This window comes from Streptomyces sp. NBC_00385 (assembly GCF_035917155.1).
Classification (GTDB): Bacteria; Actinomycetota; Actinomycetes; order Streptomycetales; family Streptomycetaceae; genus Streptomyces; species Streptomyces poriferorum.
In genome coordinates this window covers 5,431,565-5,449,467 of the sequence record NZ_CP107951.1, presented here as the reverse complement: position 1 = coordinate 5,449,467, position 17,903 = coordinate 5,431,565, and the positions used below count along the sequence as shown (strand labels likewise).

14 protein-coding genes and 1 other RNA gene are annotated in these 17,903 nt (G+C 70.0%); 2 read left to right on the top strand and 13 right to left on the bottom strand.

What is annotated here, in order from left to right; all coding sequences use genetic code 11:
- Positions 1 to 99: 99 nt before the first annotated feature.
- The 9 genes from OG959_RS24310 to ftsE form a co-directional block, all read right to left on the bottom strand.
- Positions 100 to 1,431 (bottom strand): nitrate/nitrite transporter, encoded by a 1,332-nt coding sequence (locus OG959_RS24310; protein WP_326661671.1) that lies wholly within the window; start codon positions 1,429 to 1,431, stop codon positions 100 to 102.
- A gap of 131 nt (positions 1,432 to 1,562) precedes the next feature.
- Positions 1,563 to 2,927, bottom strand: coding sequence for an acyltransferase family protein (locus OG959_RS24305; RefSeq protein ID WP_326661669.1), 1,365 nt, complete (start codon positions 2,925 to 2,927; stop codon positions 1,563 to 1,565).
- Positions 2,924 to 5,050 carry a glycosyltransferase gene (locus OG959_RS24300; protein ID WP_442805755.1) on the bottom strand — a complete coding sequence of 709 codons (2,127 nt, stop codon included), beginning with the start codon at positions 5,048 to 5,050 and terminating at the stop codon, positions 2,924 to 2,926. Before OG959_RS24300 ends, OG959_RS24305 begins: the two co-directional genes overlap by 4 nt.
- Positions 5,051 to 5,116: 66 nt before the next feature.
- Complete coding sequence (locus OG959_RS24295) at positions 5,117 to 5,815, bottom strand: hypothetical protein (RefSeq protein WP_326661665.1); 699 nt, start codon at positions 5,813 to 5,815, stop codon at positions 5,117 to 5,119.
- 357 nt (positions 5,816 to 6,172) lie between these two features.
- Positions 6,173 to 6,560, bottom strand: a transfer-messenger RNA (tmRNA) gene (gene ssrA, locus OG959_RS24290).
- Positions 6,561 to 6,680: 120 nt separating this feature from the next.
- Positions 6,681 to 7,169 carry an SsrA-binding protein SmpB gene (gene smpB / locus OG959_RS24285; RefSeq protein ID WP_219569826.1) on the bottom strand — a complete coding sequence of 163 codons (489 nt, stop codon included), beginning with the start codon at positions 7,167 to 7,169 and terminating at the stop codon, positions 6,681 to 6,683.
- Between the two features lie 18 nt (positions 7,170 to 7,187).
- On the bottom strand, positions 7,188 to 8,375 hold the full coding sequence (locus tag OG959_RS24280) for a S41 family peptidase (protein WP_326661663.1): 1,188 nt from the start codon (positions 8,373 to 8,375) through the stop codon (positions 7,188 to 7,190).
- A gap of 68 nt (positions 8,376 to 8,443) precedes the next feature.
- The gene (ftsX, locus tag OG959_RS24275; protein ID WP_326661661.1) at positions 8,444 to 9,361 is read right to left on the bottom strand and encodes a permease-like cell division protein FtsX; all 918 of its coding nucleotides are present in this window, start codon (positions 9,359 to 9,361) and stop codon (positions 8,444 to 8,446) included.
- Positions 9,362 to 9,384: 23 nt separating this feature from the next.
- On the bottom strand, positions 9,385 to 10,074 hold the full coding sequence (gene ftsE, locus OG959_RS24270; RefSeq protein ID WP_024489199.1) for a cell division ATP-binding protein FtsE: 690 nt from the start codon (positions 10,072 to 10,074) through the stop codon (positions 9,385 to 9,387).
- Positions 10,075 to 10,343: 269 nt separating this feature from the next.
- On the opposite strand from ftsE, the gene OG959_RS24265 reads away from it, so the two are divergent.
- A complete protein-coding gene (locus OG959_RS24265; protein WP_136330037.1) occupies positions 10,344 to 10,547 on the top strand; it encodes a hypothetical protein in 204 nt (67 codons plus the stop codon).
- Positions 10,548 to 10,698: 151 nt separating this feature from the next.
- Here the strand turns inward: OG959_RS24265 and OG959_RS24260 are convergent, their stop codons facing one another.
- Positions 10,699 to 11,574: an LPXTG cell wall anchor domain-containing protein gene (locus OG959_RS24260; RefSeq protein ID WP_326661659.1), complete on the bottom strand. Its 876-nt coding sequence runs from the start codon at positions 11,572 to 11,574 to the stop codon at positions 10,699 to 10,701.
- A 412-nt stretch (positions 11,575 to 11,986) separates the two neighbouring features.
- On the opposite strand from OG959_RS24260, the gene OG959_RS24255 reads away from it, so the two are divergent.
- The gene (locus OG959_RS24255; RefSeq protein ID WP_326661658.1) at positions 11,987 to 13,336 is read left to right on the top strand and encodes a histidine-type phosphatase; all 1,350 of its coding nucleotides are present in this window, start codon (positions 11,987 to 11,989) and stop codon (positions 13,334 to 13,336) included.
- A 79-nt stretch (positions 13,337 to 13,415) separates the two neighbouring features.
- Here the strand turns inward: OG959_RS24255 and prfB are convergent, their stop codons facing one another.
- From prfB to OG959_RS24240, 3 genes are all read right to left on the bottom strand, one after another.
- Complete coding sequence (gene prfB / locus OG959_RS24250; protein ID WP_148018941.1) at positions 13,416 to 14,522, bottom strand: peptide chain release factor 2; 1,107 nt, start codon at positions 14,520 to 14,522, stop codon at positions 13,416 to 13,418.
- A gap of 81 nt (positions 14,523 to 14,603) precedes the next feature.
- Positions 14,604 to 15,854: a serine/threonine-protein kinase gene (locus OG959_RS24245; RefSeq protein ID WP_326661656.1), complete on the bottom strand. Its 1,251-nt coding sequence runs from the start codon at positions 15,852 to 15,854 to the stop codon at positions 14,604 to 14,606.
- 178 nt (positions 15,855 to 16,032) lie between these two features.
- Complete coding sequence (locus OG959_RS24240) at positions 16,033 to 17,709, bottom strand: serine/threonine-protein kinase (protein WP_326661654.1); 1,677 nt, start codon at positions 17,707 to 17,709, stop codon at positions 16,033 to 16,035.
- Between the last annotated feature and the right edge of the window lie 194 nt (positions 17,710 to 17,903).

Genomic DNA, 17,903 nt, shown 5'->3' with positions numbered 1-17,903 from the left:
GGAGGTCCGAGCCTGCCAACGAAGCGTGACAGGCTCGGTTCACCCGTATTTCCCGCCCGTTACGTCACCCGACATGTCAGGGCCGGCCCAAGGTCATCATCACACTTCGGCGTAGCTGAGCTGGGGCTTCGCCGGGACCGCCGCCGTGCGGCGAAGGTATACCGCCCAGGTGAGCGCGAAACACACTCCGTAGAAGGCGAGGAAGGACCAGAAGGCCGCCGTTCCGGTGCCCGAGGTCTGGAACGACTGCCGGAAGGCGAGGTTGATGGCGAGGCCGCCGAGCGCCCCGACCGCGCCGATGAGTCCCATCGCCGCCCCGGACAGCCGCCGCCCCTGGGCCGCCGCCTCCTCGCCGCGCAGCCCCTGGGCGATCGCCTTGGCGTGGAAGATGCCCGGGATCATCTTGAACGTCGATCCGTTGCCGAGCCCCGTGAGGACGAACAGCGCGGTGAAGCCGATCAGGAACACGGTGAGCGATTCGATGCCGGAGGCGTATACGACGACACCGGTCGCCACGGCCATCGCGGCGTAGTTCGCCAGGGTGATCCGGGCGCCGCCGTACCGGTCGGCCAGCCAGCCGCCTACGGGCCTGATGAGCGAGCCGAGCAGCGGGCCGACGAAGGTGAGGGAGGCGGCCTGCAGCGGGGTCCGGCCGAACTGGGTCTGCAGGACGAGCCCGAAGGCGAAGCTGTAGCCGATGAAGGAGCCGAAGGTGCCGATGTAGAGCACCGCCATGATCCAGGTGTGCGGGTCGCGCGCGGCGTCCTTCGCGGCCCCGGTGTCGTTCTGCACGGGCGCCAGATTGTCCATGAACCTCGCGGCGCACAGCCCGGCGACGACGATCAGCGGGATGTACACACCGAGCACGATCCGCGGGTGCGTGGCGCCCGCGGTCCCGATCACGAGCAGTCCGATGAGCTGTACGACGGGCACGCCGATGTTGCCGCCGCCCGCGTTCAGCCCGAGCGCCCAGCCCTTCTTGCGCAGCGGGAAGAAGGCGTTGATGTTCGTCATCGAGGAGGCGAAGTTGCCGCCGCCGATGCCGGTCAGCGCGGCCACGGCCACGAAGGTGGTGTACGAGGTCCCCGGCTCCATCACCATGAAGGCGGCGACCGTCGGCACCAGCAGGGTGAACGCGCTGAACACGGTCCAGTTCCGGCCTCCGAACCTGGCCACGGCGAAGGTGTACGGAATCCGCACGAGGGCCCCGACCAGCGTCGCGGTGGAGATCAGGAAGAACTTCCCGGCCGGGTCCACCCCGTACTCCGGCCCCATGAACAGGACCATCACCGACCACAGGGTCCAGATGGAGAACCCGATGTGCTCGGAGAGTACGGAGAACCAGAGGTTCCGGCGGGCGATCCGCTCGCCCTTCTCCTTCCAGAACGTCTCGTCCTCGGGTTCCCAGTGCTCGATCCAACGGCCAGCCATCACGCGCCTCCACGGGTGGTCGGGGTGTTGTCCCCGACGCTAGAGAGCGCGCGTTTCGGTGTGGTGCCGCGAGGTGACCGGTGCGCAACCTTGCTCTCACCGGGCCGGGGGCGGCCCGGTGAGACGGTGGCTCAGCGCCGGCGCGTACCACCGGGCACGGCCGCCGCGCGGCTCCCGGCACCAGCCTTGTGCGACTGCCCGTTGGGCCAGAGCCTCGGACGGCGCTTGGCGGCGACGTCCTCGACCCAGCCGACGGAGAGGATCATCAGCCCGATCAGCGGCCAGATGACGATCAGCTCCAGCGCGTTGCCCGAGGCGTCGATGTAGGTGCCGAGGTGGTCGCCGACCCAGGGCACGTTCCACAGCTGGTCGATGAGCAGGAATCCGGCCATCAGCAGCAGGTTGTGCCAGAGGTAGATGGTCACGGCCCGGTTGTTGGCGAGGGTGACCAGGCTGTCCCAGCCGGCCAGCCGGCCCGGCAGCTGCCGCCAGGAGGGCGCGTACTGCAGGAGGATGACGCAGAAGCCGAGCGACCAGGTGGCCTGGGCGAGAGGGATCTCGTCGAGGTTCCAGCCTTCCTCGGTGAGGTGTCCGGAGGCCCACCAGAGCGCGAAGGCCATGAGGAACGTCGCCATCGAGACGGTGAGGTAGCGCGGGACGGTCCGCAGCAGCCCGTCGTTGTGCGCGAAGCCGAGGATCCAGCAGGAGCCGAACACGGCGAAGTCGACCAGCCCCTCGCCCGCGGTGCCCGGCACGGTGACCAGTCCGGTGCCGATCACGGCGGTGAGACCGATGGGGGCGAGCAACGTCACCCAGGGAAGCCTGCGGAAGGCCTTCAGCAGCAGCGGTGAGGCCAGTACGAACCAAAGATAGGCGCGGATGTACCAGAGCGGTCCCATGGCCTGCTCGGCCCAGGAGGTCTCCAGGAAGCCGCCCTCGGAGCCGCTCTCCCACGGGAAGGGGGGCGTGCCGACCGGGAGCAGGTAGCAGCCCAGTTTGAGGAACCACCAGATGCCCTCCTCGCGAACCGGCTTCCAGCCGAGCAGGAAGACCATGGGGACGACGACCGCGAGGAACGCCCACATCGGCGGGAGCAGCCGCCGCAGCCGGCTGCGGACGACACTCCACGCGGGCCTCGCCAGCGACCGGGCCATCAGCGAGCCGGCCAGGGCGAACATGACGCCCATGGAGGGGAAGAGGATGGTCAGCCAGGCCCAGCCAAAGAGGTGGAAGACGACGACGCGGACGAGCGCCACCGCGCGCAGCAGGTCGAGATAGCGGTCCCGGCCCGGTGCCGCCGCCGCGGCGGGCGCGGCTTCGGGCTCCGGTGCGGGCGGCACGGGTACGGGGGCCTGCGTCCAGGGCGCGGGTCCGGCCGGCCGGGCCCACTCCCCCTGGCCGGGAAGCTGCGTCCCGGCCTGCGGCAGGACCGGGAACGGCACCGTGTGCGGCTCCGGCGGCGGCTGCTGCGGGTACGCGGAGGGCTGATGGGTCATGCGACGGGCCTCCGGTCGGTGCTGTGCCGGCCCTGGCTCGGCATCGAACCGGGCGCCTCCACGACTCCCGTGCGGCGGAGTTTCTGCCAGCGCAGCCGGCCGCCGGTGAGAGCGGTGATCCAGGACTGGAGCAGCACCACGTACATGAGCTGCCGGTAGAGGACCTGCTGGAGGGGCAGCGAGAGCAGATGGGTCATGCGCTCCCGGTCGAGCCGGAAGGCGTACGCGGCGCAGACGGCCTGCACCGCGAGGACGCCGAGCCAGGCGACCACCGTCTGCCCGGTCGGGCCGAAGACGAGCCCGTACAGCAGGAAGACGTCGATGAGCGGGGCGAGCAGCGGGGCGACGACCATGAACAGGGCGACGAACGGCAGCCCGACGCGCCCGAAGCGGCCGGACGGGCCGCGCTCGATCACCGCGCGGCGGTGCTTCCAGATGGCCTGCATCGTGCCGTACGACCACCGGTAGCGCTGCGACCAGAGCTGCTGCACGGACTCCGGAGCCTCGGTCCAGGCACGGGCGTTCTCCGCGTACACGACGCGCCAGCCGTCCCGGTGCAGGGCCATCGTGACGTCGGTGTCCTCGGCGAGGGTGTCCTCGCTCATGCCGCCGATCCGGTTCAGCGCCTCACGGCGGAACGCCCCGACCGCGCCGGGGATCGTGGGCATGCAGCCCAGCATGTCGTACATCCGGCGGTCGAGGTTGAAGCCCATCACGTACTCGATGTGCTGCCAGGCGCCGATCAGTGAGTCGCGGTTGCCGACCTTGGCGTTGCCCGCGACGGCCCCGACCCGGGGGTCGGCGAAGGGCTGCACCAGCTCGCGGACGGTGGACGGTTCGAAGACCGTGTCGCCGTCCATCATCACGATGATGTCGTAGCGGGCGTGCGCGATGCCGTTGTTCAGGGCGGCGGGCTTTCCGGCGTTGCGCTGGCGCACCACGCGGACGCCGGGCAGCCGCATCCGGTCGACGAGGTCCGCGGTGCCGTCCGTGGAGCCGTCGTCGATGACGATGACCTCCAGCGGGTAGTCGCTCGCCACCAGGGAACGGACCGTGTTGGCGATGCACTTGCTCTCGTTGTACGCGGGCACCAGGACGGACACCGGGCGGGTGAGCGGTTCGCCCCAGCTGAAGTCCTTCTTGCGGACCCGGCGGGCGTGTGCGAAGGACAGGAGCAGCATCAGGCCGAAGCGGGCCAGGACCAGCACCCCGATGACGGCGAGACCGACGACCAGGACGTCGGTGATGTGCTCCGACACCTCGACGGCGGAGACGAACGCCTTGCCCTTCCAGAGCGCGTACCCGGTGACGGGGGTGTGCGCGCTGGGGGCGCCCAGGGCGTCGGTGAGGTTGTCGAACTCGTAGCCGCGCGCCTGCATCTTCGGCAGGAACCTGCCGAGGGCGGTGACGGTCTGGGACCGGTCGCCTCCGGAGTCGTGCATGAGGATGACGGCGCCCTTGCCGCCCTTGGGGGTGGCCCGGTCGATGATCGCCCGGACACCGGGCCGCTTCCAGTCCTCGCTGTCGGTGTTGTTGACGACGGTGAGGTAGCCGCGGCTGCCGACGTACTGGGTGACCGGCCAGGACTTGTCGTCCATGGCGTCGGCGAACGAGGAGTAGGGCGGCCGGAACAGGGAGGTGCGGATGCCGGCCGCGCCCGCGAGCGCCAACTGGTTCTGCGACAGCTCCCAGTCGATGCGGCCGGTGGACTGGTAGGAGAGGTCGGGGTGGTTGAACGTGTGCAGCCCGACCTCGTGGCCTTCCTCGACCATGCGCTCCACCAGATCGGGGTAGCGGGAGGCCATGGTGCCGGTGACGAAGAAGACGCCGTGTGCGTGGTGCTTCTTCAGCTCGTCCAGTACCCGGGGGGTCCACACCGGGTCGGGGCCGTCGTCGAAGGTCAGCACGATCCGGTGGTCGGGGATCCGCAGCGTCTTCGCGGGTTCGGTGGCGCTGCGCGCGTCGATGACCGGGCCGCCGTCCAGCACCTGCTCGGGCACCCGGTCGGTGGCCGCCGGTGGCTGGATCCGGTGGTCGGCGAGGATTTCGCTGTGCACGTAGCCGCGCAGCATCAACATGGCGAGCAGGGCAACGAGGAACAGGAACGGCAGCATGTAGCGCATGGGAAGTCTGCGCCGCCGGCTCTGCTTCTTACGGTTGTGCCTGACCCGCGGGGCGGGGGTGGTCATCTAGCTGGCGCCTTCTTGCTCTTGCACAGGAGGATCAGGTGTGGTGGCGGGCGGAGTGACCGGGTCAGGGGACGTGACCGGCGGGTCGGCGCTCGGCGTCCCGGACGCGGCGGTCGTCGCGGACGCGGACGTCTCACCGGCCGGCGCACCGCCGGCGGTGCTCGCTCCCGTGGCGGTGCTCCGCGCGGACGGTTCGGTACGGGCCGAGGCGGAGGATCCGGTGCCGGGCGTCGAGGAACCGCCGGCCCCGACGGCGCCGCCCGGGGCGGCCGCGCTCTCTCCGGTCTGCGGGAGGGCGGACGGCGAGACGTCGGGCGTCACGCCGGGTGTGACCTCGGCTCCCGGGGTCACACCCTCGGTGGCCGGCGTCCGTACCTCTTCCGCCTTGCGGTGTTCCTCCTGGCCGGACAGCGGCAGGAAGGGGGCGGTGGAGTTGCCTCCGAGCAGGGCGACGACGAGCGTCACCGCGTAGCCGACACAGATCGCGGCCAGGACCCAGCCGAGCCGTCGGAGCGTCTTGCTGCGCCGGCCGCTCTCGTCGACGAAGACCGGGCCGTCGGAGCCCTCCGGAACGCTGGGTTCCGGGAGCAGCTCGGAGAGCTGCCGTCCCAGTCCGTCGAGCTGAATGGTGACTTCGTTGGGCTCGTGGGTGTGTCCCGCACGGGCACCTTCACGCCAAGTTTCCACTGATGTACGCACTTCCCCCACTCAGGATCGGGTGCGCGCAACTGACCGTCTGTGCGTCGCCGGACCGGGCCCCCACCCTGTCCCACGCGCCCCCTACCACAGTGCACCCGGGCCATGAATGTAGCGCACCCCGACGACACTCCGGCCCCACGGACGGGTGTTGTTCATCATGAGAGATACATCTGTTTTCGAACCGTGGTGCGGGCCCTGCCCCGGACGGGCCGACCCCTCCCACGCGTGGGAGCGCGGTGCATGACGCACGCCGGGGGCGCACGCCCCCCGGGTGCCTGCCGCGGCCCGCGCGGCGTCGGACAGCAAAAAACGAGGACCCCGCTGCCGGTGGCAGCGGGGTCCTCGTTCACATGGGAATTGTGGAGATGGCGGGAATCGAACCCGCGTCCAACGGTGCGGAACCAGGGCTTCTCCGAGTGCAGTTCGCTACGCTTTTCTCGGCCCCGGAGGTCACACGAACAAGCCTCCGACAGGCCCAGCCACTGTTTGATTTCCTTCTAGGCCCCGTGACCGGGCTTAGAAGTTTAGATCCCTTAGTGATGCCAGGATCCGGGTCGGGATCACCCCCGGGCTGACACTCCGCAGAGTCTTCGCTTAGCTGCTAATTAGGCAGCGAGGGCGAAGGCGGAGGAATCGCGCTTGGAATTGGCGATTATTGTTTGCGACATATGGTTTACGAGATCATTGCCGCTTCCTCGACTCGCTTCCCCTGCTTCGACATCCGCTGTCGAAACCGATCATCCCCATGTTGATTTTTCAAAGGTGGTGCACACCCCGTGGGGTGCAGTGCCATCGTACGTGACCAACGCACGACGATGCCAGCGTATTCCTGCCGCACCGGCCGGCAGCCACTGGCGCGGTGCGTTCAGGCGCTCCGCTGACGGCGGCGGGCCGCCGAGATCGCCCGGTTCGTCTCCCTCGTGTCCTGCTTCTCGCGCAGCGTCTGCCGCTTGTCGTACTCCTTCTTGCCCTTCGCCAGCGCGATCTCGACCTTGACCCGGCCGTTGGTGAAGTACAGGGCGAGCGGCACGATCGTGTGCCCGGTCTCCTGCGACTTCGACTCCAGCTTGTCGATCTCGGCCCGGTGCATCAGCAGCTTGCGCTTGCGCTTGGCGGAGTGGTTGGTCCAGGTCCCCTGGACGTACTCCGGGACGTGGATGTTGTGCAGCCACGCCTCGCCGCCGTCGATCTGCACGAAGCCGTCCACCAGGGAGGCCCGGCCCATGCGCAGCGATTTGACCTCGGTCCCCATCAGGACGAGGCCGCACTCGTAGGTGTCGAGGATGGTGTAGTCGTGGCGCGCCTTCTTGTTCTGCGCGACCATCTTGCGCCCGGTGTCTTTTTCCTTAGCCATAGTGCGGCCATTTTCGCACTACGACCCACCCCCGAGGCCACTCAATACTGTCTCGGCCCGCTCCTGGGCCCGCGCGCTCACCGCGAGGTCGGGCGTGATGCCGCGGCCGTCGACGCTACGGCCCGCCGGAGTGCGGTAGTGCCCCACGGTCAGCTCCGCCACGGAGCCGCCCGCGAGCTTGCTCGGCATCTGGACGGATCCCTTGCCGAAGGTCCGCGAACCGACCGTGACGGCCCGCCCTCGGTCCTGCAGGGCGCCGGTCAGGAGCTCGGCCGCGCTCATGGTCCCGCCGTCGACGAGGACGACGACGGGGCGCTCGGTGTCGCCCCCGGCCTCCGCGTACAGCGCACGCTGCTCTCCGTGCACGTCGTACGTGGCGACCAGACCGCCGTCCAGGAAGGCGGAGGCGGCGGTGACGGCCTCGGTGACGAGCCCACCGGAGTTGCCGCGCAGGTCCAGCAGCACACCGGCGCCCGCCGGCGCCTTCCGGATCGCGTCACGGACCGCGGTACCGGATCCCTTGGTGAACGAGTCCACCTCGATCAGCACAGCTGCGGAGGAATCGGAACGGTACGGTCCGAGCCGCCGCACCGAGACGGCCTCGGTGGTGAGCCGGGCCCTACGCAGCGTCTCGGTCCGGGTGACGGACCCCCGCTGGACGCCCAGCACCACGGTGCTCCCGACGGCGGCGCCGGTACGGTCGCCCCGCAGCAGGGCCACGACGTCGGAGACCGCGCGCTTGTCGACCCGGTGGCCGTCGACCGTGCGCAGCAGGTCTCCGGCCCGGATTCCGGCCCGCGCGGCGGGGCCGCCCCGCTGGACCCGGGTGACCGTGACCAGCCCGTCCGCGGAACGCCGGGCGGCGAGCCCGACGCCCGTGTACGAACCGTCGAGGGCCTGCTCGAACTCCTGGTACTCCCGCTCGTCGTAGACCGCGCCCCAGCGGTCCCCGCTGCGGCTGACGGCCTCCTCGGCCGCCTCCGTACCGGACTTGCCGTCGGCCACGGCCTCGGCTGCCGCGTCGGCCACCGCGTCGCGGTCGGCGGAACTGGCCACGGACCGGGTCTCTATCTCGGTGCTCCGCCCGTCCCCGCGCGGCAGTGAACCGGTGGCGGCGGCGGTGGCGAGCACACTCGCGAAGACCAATGTCAGGGCCGCCCCGCGGCGGACGCCGCGGGACCCGAAACGGTTCTCAGGGCCCGGCATGGCGCCGAGTCTAGGACAACGCCCCGTCGGCGCACGGCTCGTTGGCCGCGCGCCCCACGGGGCGCATGTCACACCTTGAGGTACTTGCGCAGCGCGAAGAGCGCGGCAACTGCGGGCATCAGCAGGCCGATCGCCAGGACCAGCGGGAGCTTGGTGAGGACGGCCTCCCAGCCGATGAAGTCGATCAGGTTCAGCTTGTCCTGGAGGGCGAGTCCGCCGTCGATCAGGAAGTAGCGCCCGGCCAGCAGCATCACGCAGGCCAGTACGCCACCGATCAGGCCGGCGAACGCGGCCTCCATGATGAACGGCATCTGGATGTAGAAGCCGGAGGCTCCGACGAGCCGCATGATTCCCGTCTCGCGCCGTCGGCTGAACGCGGACACCCTGACCGTGTTGACGATCAGCATCAGGGCAATGACGAGCATCAGCGCCATCACGAAGAGCGCGGCGACGTTCATGCCGTTCATCAGGCCGAAGAGGTTGTCCAGGATGCTTCTCTGGTCCTGGACGGACTGGACCCCGTCCCGCCCGGCGAAGGCGGTGGCGACGACCTTGTACTTCGTGGGGTCGTCGAGCTTGACGCGGAACGACTCCGGCATCTGGTCGGGCGTGATGTTGCCCGCCATCGGGGAGTCGCCGAACTCCTCCTGGTAGTGCTTGTATGCCTGGTCGGACGACTCGTAGATGACCGTGTCGACGACGTCCATCTTCTTGAGATCGCCCTCGATCTCCTTCTTCTGCTGCGCGGTCACCGCACCCTTGGCGCACTGGACCACCGTCTCCGCGTCCCCCTTGCCGCAGAGGTAGATGGAGACGTTGACCTTGTCGTACCAGTAGTCCTTCATCGTGCTGACCTGCTCGCGCATGAGCAGCGCGCCGCCGAACAGGGCAAGCGAGAGGGCGACGGAGACGATGACGGCGAAGGTCATCGTGAGGTTGCGACGGAGGCCGACGCCGATCTCCGACAGGACGAACTGGGCGCGCATGGCGTCCTTTCAGTGCTGGGTGCTCAGTGCTGGTAGCCGTAGACGCCGCGCGCCTGGTCGCGTACGAGACGGCCCTGCTCGAGCTCGATGACGCGTTTGCGCATCTGGTCGACGATGTTCTGGTCGTGGGTCGCCATGATCACGGTGGTGCCGGTCCGGTTGATCCGGTCCAGCAGCTTCATGATCCCGACCGAGGTCTGCGGGTCGAGGTTTCCGGTCGGCTCGTCCGCGATCAGCAGCATGGGCCGGTTGACGAAGGCCCGCGCGATCGCCACGCGCTGCTGCTCACCACCGGACAGCTCGCCGGGCATCCGGTCCTCCTTGCCGCCGAGACCGACGAGGTCGAGGACCTGCGGGACCGCCTTGCGGATCTCGCCGCGCGGCTTGCCGATCACTTCCTGGGCGAACGCCACGTTCTCCGCGACGGTCTTGTTGGGAAGGAGGCGGAAGTCCTGGAACACCGTGCCCAGCTGGCGGCGCATGTGCGGCACCTTCCAGTTGGACATGCGCGCGAGGTCCTTGCCGAGGACGTGGACCATGCCCTGGCTGGCGCGCTCCTCGCGGAGGATGAGACGCATGAAGGTGGACTTGCCGGAGCCGGAGGAGCCCACCAGGAAGACGAACTCGCCCTTCTCGATATCGAGAGACACATCCCGTAGAGCGGGACGGCTCTGCTTCGGGTAGGTCTTGGAGACGTTGTCGAATCGGATCACGGATGCACCACGGTCGGCCGGGAGTAGGTGTGCGTGACCATACGCGAACCCGGCTCACGCGTGCAGGCGCGCGTACCGGGATGGGTGATTTACGGTAAAACGGCATCGGTCCCGGCTCCGCCGCGAGCGGAACGGACCGGGAGGTATCCGGTGGGCCGAGCCGAAACCCGTGCGAGCTGGCACAGTGGTAGGGGGAACGGTTGCGTTTCCGTGAGCGTTGTGCGGAGAGAAGGCTTGTGCGGCTCCGCCGCGCGGGAGGAGGAATGCGCATGACCTATGACCGACTGGTGTGCGCGAACTGCGCGGCGCCCGTGAACGAGGGGCGCTGCCCCGTATGCCGGGCCAGCCGCGCGCGACTGGAGCAGCAGGAACAGGAGCAGGGTCCGTTCGCCGGGCTCAGCCCGGCGATGCTGGTGGCCCTGATGGTGGTGTTGCTGGCCGCGCTGGCGCTGCTGGCGCACCAGACCGTGTAGCGCACCCCCGCCTGACCGCTCGCTCTCCTCGCCCGCCCTTCGCCGGGCCGGCAGAAACGTTCGTCCTCGTACGCGCAGGCGCATGCACAGGGGCCCCGGATGCCGATCGGCGTCCGGGGCCCCTGTGTGTGACGTGCTCCGCTGCTGCCCGTCAGGCGGCGGTGCGGCCGTTCACCAGGCGCGGCAGGATCCGGAAGCCGATGCCTCCGGCGATCATGGTCGCGGCGCCGATCAGCAGGAACGTGGTCTCGGCCGCACCGGTCTCGGCGAGCTCGTCCTTGCCCTTGCCCTGCTCGGCCGGCTGGTTGCCGACCGAGTCGGTGTCGGTGTTGTCGGCGCACTCGGCACCGTCGAGGTCGACGGTGCAGGTGCCGGTTCCGCCGTCGTTGGAACCGGTGGAACCGGTGGCCTCGCCGGTGGTCTCACCCGTGGTGGTCTCGCCGGTGGTCTCACCCGTGGTGGTGGTCTCACCGGTCGTCTGACCGGTGGTGGTCTCGCCGGTGGTCTCACCGGTGGTGGTGGTCTCGCCGGTGGTCTCACCCGTCGTGGTGGTCTCACCGGTGGTGGTGGTCTCGCCGGTGGTCTCACCCGTGGTGGTGGTCTCGCCGGTCGTCTCACCCGTCGTGGTGGTCTCACCCGTGGTGGTGGTCTCGCCGGTCGTCTCACCCGTCGTGGTGGTCTCACCGGTCGTGGTGGTCTCACCGGTGGTGGTGGTCTCGCCGGTGGTCTCACCCGTGGTGGTGGTCTCGCCGGTGGTCTCACCCGTGCTGGTCTGTCCCTGGTCGACAGCCCCGCCCGCGTCCGTACCACCATCGGTCGTCGTGCCGCCGTCGGCCTCACCCTGCGGGCCGAGGCCCGCCTTGATGCCGAGGCCGTTCTCGTCCGCCTGGGCGTTGACGGACAGTCCGCCGACGCCGACGTCGATACCCACGGCCTGCGCCGCACCCGCGGCGGTGAGCGAGGCACCCGCGGCGATGACCGCGCCCGCGGCTATCCGCGCGACGCGGACTCGCGTCTTCTTCGTCATGTGCTGCTACCCCCAGTAGCTGTTCTCGTCAATGGAGCAGCCATATGCGGGGCACGGCCCAGCGGGGTTTGCTCCGAGCGCCGGCCCACGTCGTGCCGTGGCCATGCCGCCCGCCCCCGATCACACCCGTCCCAGACATACGCATGCTGCTCCAGCACCCTGTCCAGAGTTAAGGACTACGTCAAGGCCGTTCTGTGCAATGCGCACCGGTTTGAAATGAGTTGACCCTCATTCAGCACCATGACTGTGACGCACTCACCACGCCATCTACGCAACTCACCGAGCCAACTCCCTTTTCCCCCACGCCCGTTTCGGACGCCTGGCGGTCGCGCTGCGGCCATATCCGGTTCATCCGGAACGATCACGATGCGGAGGTCCGGCCCACCCGACTCGTCCCGAACCCGGTGAACCCATGCAGAAGAGAACCGCCGCACTCTCCCTCACGCTCGCCGTCTCCGCCCTGCTGCCGGCGGCCCTGCCGGCGCAGGCGACGGCGGGCTCCTCCGGCTCCTACGCCACCAAGACCCCGTACGCGCCGCAGCAGAACATGCGGTCGTACCAGCACGCCCCCAGGGGCTTCGTGCCGGTGTTCACCGAGAACGTCTCGCGTCACGGATCCCGGGCGGCGTCCGACAGCGAGGACGGTGACCTGATCCTGGCCCTGTGGGAGAAGGCGAGGAGCGAGGGGCAGCTGACCCACGACGGCGAGCGGTTCGGCGGCGAGACGAAGTCGCTGCTCGCCGCCATGGACGCGATCGGATACGGACAGCTCACCGGGCGTGGTGTGCGCGAGATCCAGGACACCGCCGCGCGGCTGGAGAAGCGGCTTCCCGGGCTCTTCGAGCAGATCGCGGAGAACTCCGAGCCGATCAACGTCGTCAACTCCGGCAAGGACCGTGCGGTCGACAGCGGCAATCTGTTCGCCGAGGCCCTCGCCGAGAACGACCCGGCCCTGGCGCCCCTCATCACACCGGCCAGGACCGATGCCGACCTGCTCTACTTCCACAAGTCGGCCGGAGGCGCGGAGTACCGGGACTACGTCGAGAACGACGAGCGCCTCGCCACCACCCTCGACACGATCACCGGCCGGCCGGCCTCGCACACGGCGGCCCGCAACGTACTGAAGAAGATCTTCAAGCCGGCCTTCGTCGAGCGGATCGCGGCCGGCGAGTTCGACTCGATCGCCACCGACGTCGAAGCCGCGCAGGCGGTCTACGCCCTCTACAGCATCGCTCCGGCCATGGCCGACGAGGGCGACTGGAACATGGAGCGCTACATCGCACCCCGTGACGCGCGGTGGTTCGCCTACCTCAGCGACGCCGAGGACTTCTACGAGAAGGGCCCCGGCTTCGAGGACAGCGACATCACGTACAGGATGGCGAACGTCCTGCTCGACGACTTCTTCACGAAGATCGACGCCAAGCGGAACGGAACCAGCGACGCGGGCGCGGAGCTGCGCTTCACCCACGCGGAGGAGATCATCCCGCTGGCCGCCCTCATGGGCCTGCCCGGCAGCACGAAGGCCGTGTCGGAGGCCGAGCCGTACACGTACGCCGACAACCCGTGGCGCGGCGAGTCGGTGGCGTCCATGGCCACGAACATCCAGTGGGACCTGTTCCGGAAGGGGAACAAGTACCTGGTGCGGATGCTCTACAACGAGAAGCAGACCGCGTTCAGGAAGGGCTGCGTGCCCGTCGCGAAGGGCAGCTACTTCTACGATGTCGACGAACTGAAGCAGTGCCTGGGCCGCACCGCGTCCTGACCGCACGGCGGATACGCGAGGAGGGGTGCGGGAGCCGTGGCTCCCGCACCCCTCCTCGCGTACGTCCCGACCGGCGGGACTACTTCTCGCTCTGCTTGCGCCAGCGGATGCCGGCCTCGATGAAGCCGTCGATCTCGCCGTTGAAGACCGCTTCCGGGTTGCCCATCTCGAACTCCGTACGCAGGTCCTTGACCATCTGGTACGGGTGCAGGACGTACGAACGCATCTGGTTGCCCCAGGAGTTGCCGCCGTCGCCCTTGAGCGCGTTCATCTTCGCCTGCTCCTCCTGGCGGCGGCGCTCAAGGAGCTTCGCCTGGAGGACGTTCATCGCGGACGCCTTGTTCTGGATCTGCGAGCGCTCGTTCTGACAGGAGACGACGATGCCGGTGGGCAGGTGGGTCAGGCGCACCGCGGAGTCCGTGGTGTTGACGCCCTGGCCGCCGGGGCCCGACGAGCGGTACACGTCGACGCGGAGCTCGGACTCGTCGATCTCGACGTGGTCCGTCTGCTCGACGACGGGCAGCACCTCGACGCCCGCGAAGGACGTCTGCCGACGGCCCTGGTTGTCGAACGGGGAGATCCGGACGAGCCGGTGGGTGCCCTGCTCGACGGAGAGCGTGCCGTAGGCGTACGGCACCTCGACGGCGAAGGTGGTCGACTTGATGCCGGCCTCTTCGGCGTACGCCGTCTCGTAGACCTCGGTCTTGTAGTTGTGCCGCTCGGCCCAGCGGAGGTACATGCGCTGGAGCTTCTCGGCGAAGTCCGCGGCGTCGACGCCGCCGGCCTCGGCGCGGATGGTGACCAGGGCCTCGCGCGCGTCGTACTCGCCGGAGAGGAGCGTGCGGACCTCCATCTCGTCCAGGGCCTTGCGGACGGACTCCAGCTCGGACTCGGCCTCGGCGAGCGCGTCGGCGTCGCCCTCGTCCTCGGCGAGCTCGAAGAGGACTTCGAGGTCGTCGATCCGGCCGCGCAGGGTCTCGGTCTTGCGGACCTCGGCCTGGAGGTGCGAAAGCTTGCTGGTGATCTTCTGCGCCGCCTCCGGGTCGTCCCACAGGGACGGAGCGGCAGCCTGCTCCTCGAGCACGGCAATGTCACCCCTCAGCGCATCCAGGTCCAGGACGGCCTCGATCGACCCCATGGTCGAGGAGAGGGACTTCAGCTCTTCGGAAATATCGACGACTGCCACGGGTCCAGCGTAACGGCTGTCGGCGCGGGCATTCCTCGGACCGCATGATCACGGCTCCACGGCCGCCGCGACCGGGGCGGGTCAGGGGGCGGCCGGGGCCGAGTTCTTCGTGTCCTGCGGGGTCGCTCCCGCGTCGTCGCCGCCCAGTGCCAGCCAGCCGCCCACCCCGGCCCCCACGACCAGTACCAGGGCCGCGGCCCCCAGGGTGAGGCGCCGCTTGCGGATGGCCGCCGACTTGTTGCGGGCCGAGCCGGGCCGGGGCCTGCCCGGGGCGCGCGGGGCGCGGGCGGTGCCCCGGGGGCCGCCGGACAGTTCGTCGGGGGCCGGGACGCGCATGCTCGTGTGGGTGTCCCGGTTGGAGTCGGGCGACGAACCGGGGACCAGCGGCACGGCACCGCGGCGGCGCGGCTCCTCGGCCGCCGGGGTGTACTGCTGCTCGTCGTAAGCCTGGCCGTGCGGCTCCGGCTCGGCCTCGTCGTCCGGTTCGTCCACGTCCAGCGGCGGGATGCCGGCCAGGTGCGGGAGCTGCTCGCGCAGCCGGGCCGCCAGTTCGGAGGCGCGCAGCCGGGAGGCCGGGGCCTTGGCCAGGCACTGGAGCAGCAGCTGCCAGAGCTCCTCGGGGATCCCGGGCAGCGGCACGACGGTCTCGGTGACGTGGCGGCGCAGGACGGCGCCGGGGTGGCCGCCGCCGAAGGGGGTGAAGCCCGCGAGGAGCTCGTACAGCACGGTCGCGAGGGCGTAGATGTCGACGGCGGCGCGCGGCGGCAGGCCCTCCACGATCTCGGGCGCCAGATAGTCCGGCGTACCGATGATCTTGGTGGCCTTCGTGCGGCGCGGGGTGTCGATCAGCTTGGCCACACCGAAGTCGGTGAGCAGCGCGGGGTGGGAGTTGCCGGGGCCGAGCGGGCCCTCCATGTCCAGCAGGATGTTCTCCGGCTTGACGTCGCGGTGGACCACTCCGGCGGCGTGTGCCGCGGCGAGGCCGTCGGCGACGTCGGCGACGATCGCGACGGCGGCCTCGGGGGCCAGCCGGCGCTCGCGGTCGAGCCGGGTCCGCAGGTCCGTGCCGCGGACCAGGTTCATCACCAGGGCCAGGTCGTTGCCGTCCACCACGAGGTCGCGGACGGCGACGACGTGCGGATGGTCGAGCCCGAGCAGGGCGGTGCGCTCCTGGACGAAGCGGCCCACGAGTTCCTGGTCGGACGCGAGGTCCTCGCGGAGCAGCTTGATGGCGACGGGCCCCTCGGGGCCGTCGCCGAGCCACACCGTGCCGGCGCTGCCGCGCCCCAGAATCTGGTGGGCGGTGTACCGGCTGCCGATATTCCGTGCCAAGACTGCTCCCTCAGCGGCTGGCGATGGACCGTCGCACAACAACCCCCGGCCGACAAAGCTACGCGGCGATCGGGGGGTTGCGTGCCCCGGATGGCGCCAACCTTCACTTCTGCGGGCGAATTGCCGCGGAATTGGTCCGCAGAAGTCGATATGGCTACAGAGTCACGTCACCGTCGCGTCAGGTTCCGCTGCCGCCACTGCCGCCGCTGTCGCCGCCCAGCTTCGAGATCCAGTCGGTGACGGTGGAGACGGCGTCGGTGATCGCGTCCCAGTAGCCCTGCCCCTGGCCGATCCAGTCCTTGAGCGGGGTGAGCTCCCAGATCAGCCAGCTCGCGACGACGAGCAGCACCAGCGTGAACAGGCAGCCCTTCAGGCAGCCGAGGCCGGGGATCTTCATCGGGTTGGCGCTGCGCTGCCTCGGCTCGCGGGGCGGGCGCTGGGCCGGCTGCTGGGGTTGTTGCGGCTGCTGCGGCTGCTGCGGCGCGTACTGCTGCCGCTGTGGCTGGTACTGCTGCTGCTGCTGTTGGGGCTGTGGCTGGTACTGCTGCTGCTGGCGGTACTGCTGCGGCTGCTGTTGCTGCTGGGGGTACTGCTGCTGGCGGCGCGGCTGCTGCTGCGGCTGCTGGCGCTGGGGGCGGCGGCGCAGCGGGTCCTGGCTCGGGTCGAGGTACTGGACCTGCGTCTGCTCGTTGCGGTCGCGGGCGGCCTGGAGCTGGGACTGCCAGGGGTGCGGCCCGTCGGGCTGCGGCGCTCCCTCGGGGCGCGGCGGGACGGGCGGCATGACCGCGGTCGGGTCGGCGTGGCCGCCGCCCGGCCCGGCGTTCTGCTGCATGACGCTGGTGGCCGCGTTGGGGTCGTAGCCGTTCGGGTCGTACGAGCCCGCGTTGCTCGGGAGCACCTGCGTGGGGTCGGCCGCCCCCGGCGTCTCCGGGACCGCGGTGGGCGCCGGGTCGGGCGCGAGCAGGGCACCCACGCCGTCGGCTGCCGCGATCTGCGCGGAGTTCGCGTGCACGCCGATGCCGGCGGCGACGGTACGCAGCGCACGGGCGAGGTTCTCGGCGCTGGGCCGGCGGTCCGGGTCCTTGCTCAGGCAGCGCTCTATCACCGTCCACAGCGGGGCGGGGACGGTGCTGGGGCGTCGGGGCTCCTCGCTGAGGTGCCGGTGCAGGACCTCCAGCGCGGTGCCGCCGGCGAACGGCGGGCGGCCGGTGAGCAGCTCGTACAGCAGGATCCCGGCGCCGTAGATGTCGACGGCGGAGGTCTGCGGGCGGCCCTCGGCCGACTCGGGCGCCACGTAGGCCGGTGTCCCGACGAACTCATGGGTCCGGGTCAGGCCCGGGGAGTCGGCGAGACGGGCGATGCCGAAGTCGGTGAGCATCGGGTGCATCTGGCCGTCGCGCTCGTCGAGCAGCACGTTGGCGGGCTTCAGGTCGCGGTGGACGACGCCGTCGGCATGGCTGGCGGCGAGCGCGTCCGCGATCTGCGCGGTGAGCAGCGAGGCGGCGACCGGCGTGAGCGGGCCGTTGTCACGGAGGTAGCGGTGCAGGTCCGGGCCGTCGATCAGGTCCATGACGAGGGCGAGGAGATCGCCCTCCACGACCAGGTCGCGGGTGCGCACGATGTTCTCGTGCCTCAGCCGAAGCAGGACGGAGCGCTCGCGCAGGAACCGCATCACGACATCCGCGTCGTTGGCGAGCTCCTCCTTGAGGACCTTGATCGCCACGGTCTCGCCGGGCTGACCGGCGACGGCCGCCTCGGCGCCCGCGGTCTCACGCTGGCGGGCGCGCCAGACGGTGCCCGTGGCGCCGCGTCCCAGCGGCTCCTCGAGCAGGTACTTGCTGCCTACCGGCCGCACGTCATGCGCTCCCTGCTGATCGTGGTGCTTGCGGTCCCCCGGATCCGTCCCGAGTTCCGGCCCACTCTAGGGCCTCTCGTTTGGAGCACGCCGGGCTCGCGGGATCCGGCCCGGTCCAAACGAAAGACCCCAGTGGGGCGGGCGGAGTGGACGTCCGAGTCGGGCACGTTACCTTTTTGTCTGCATTCCAGGTA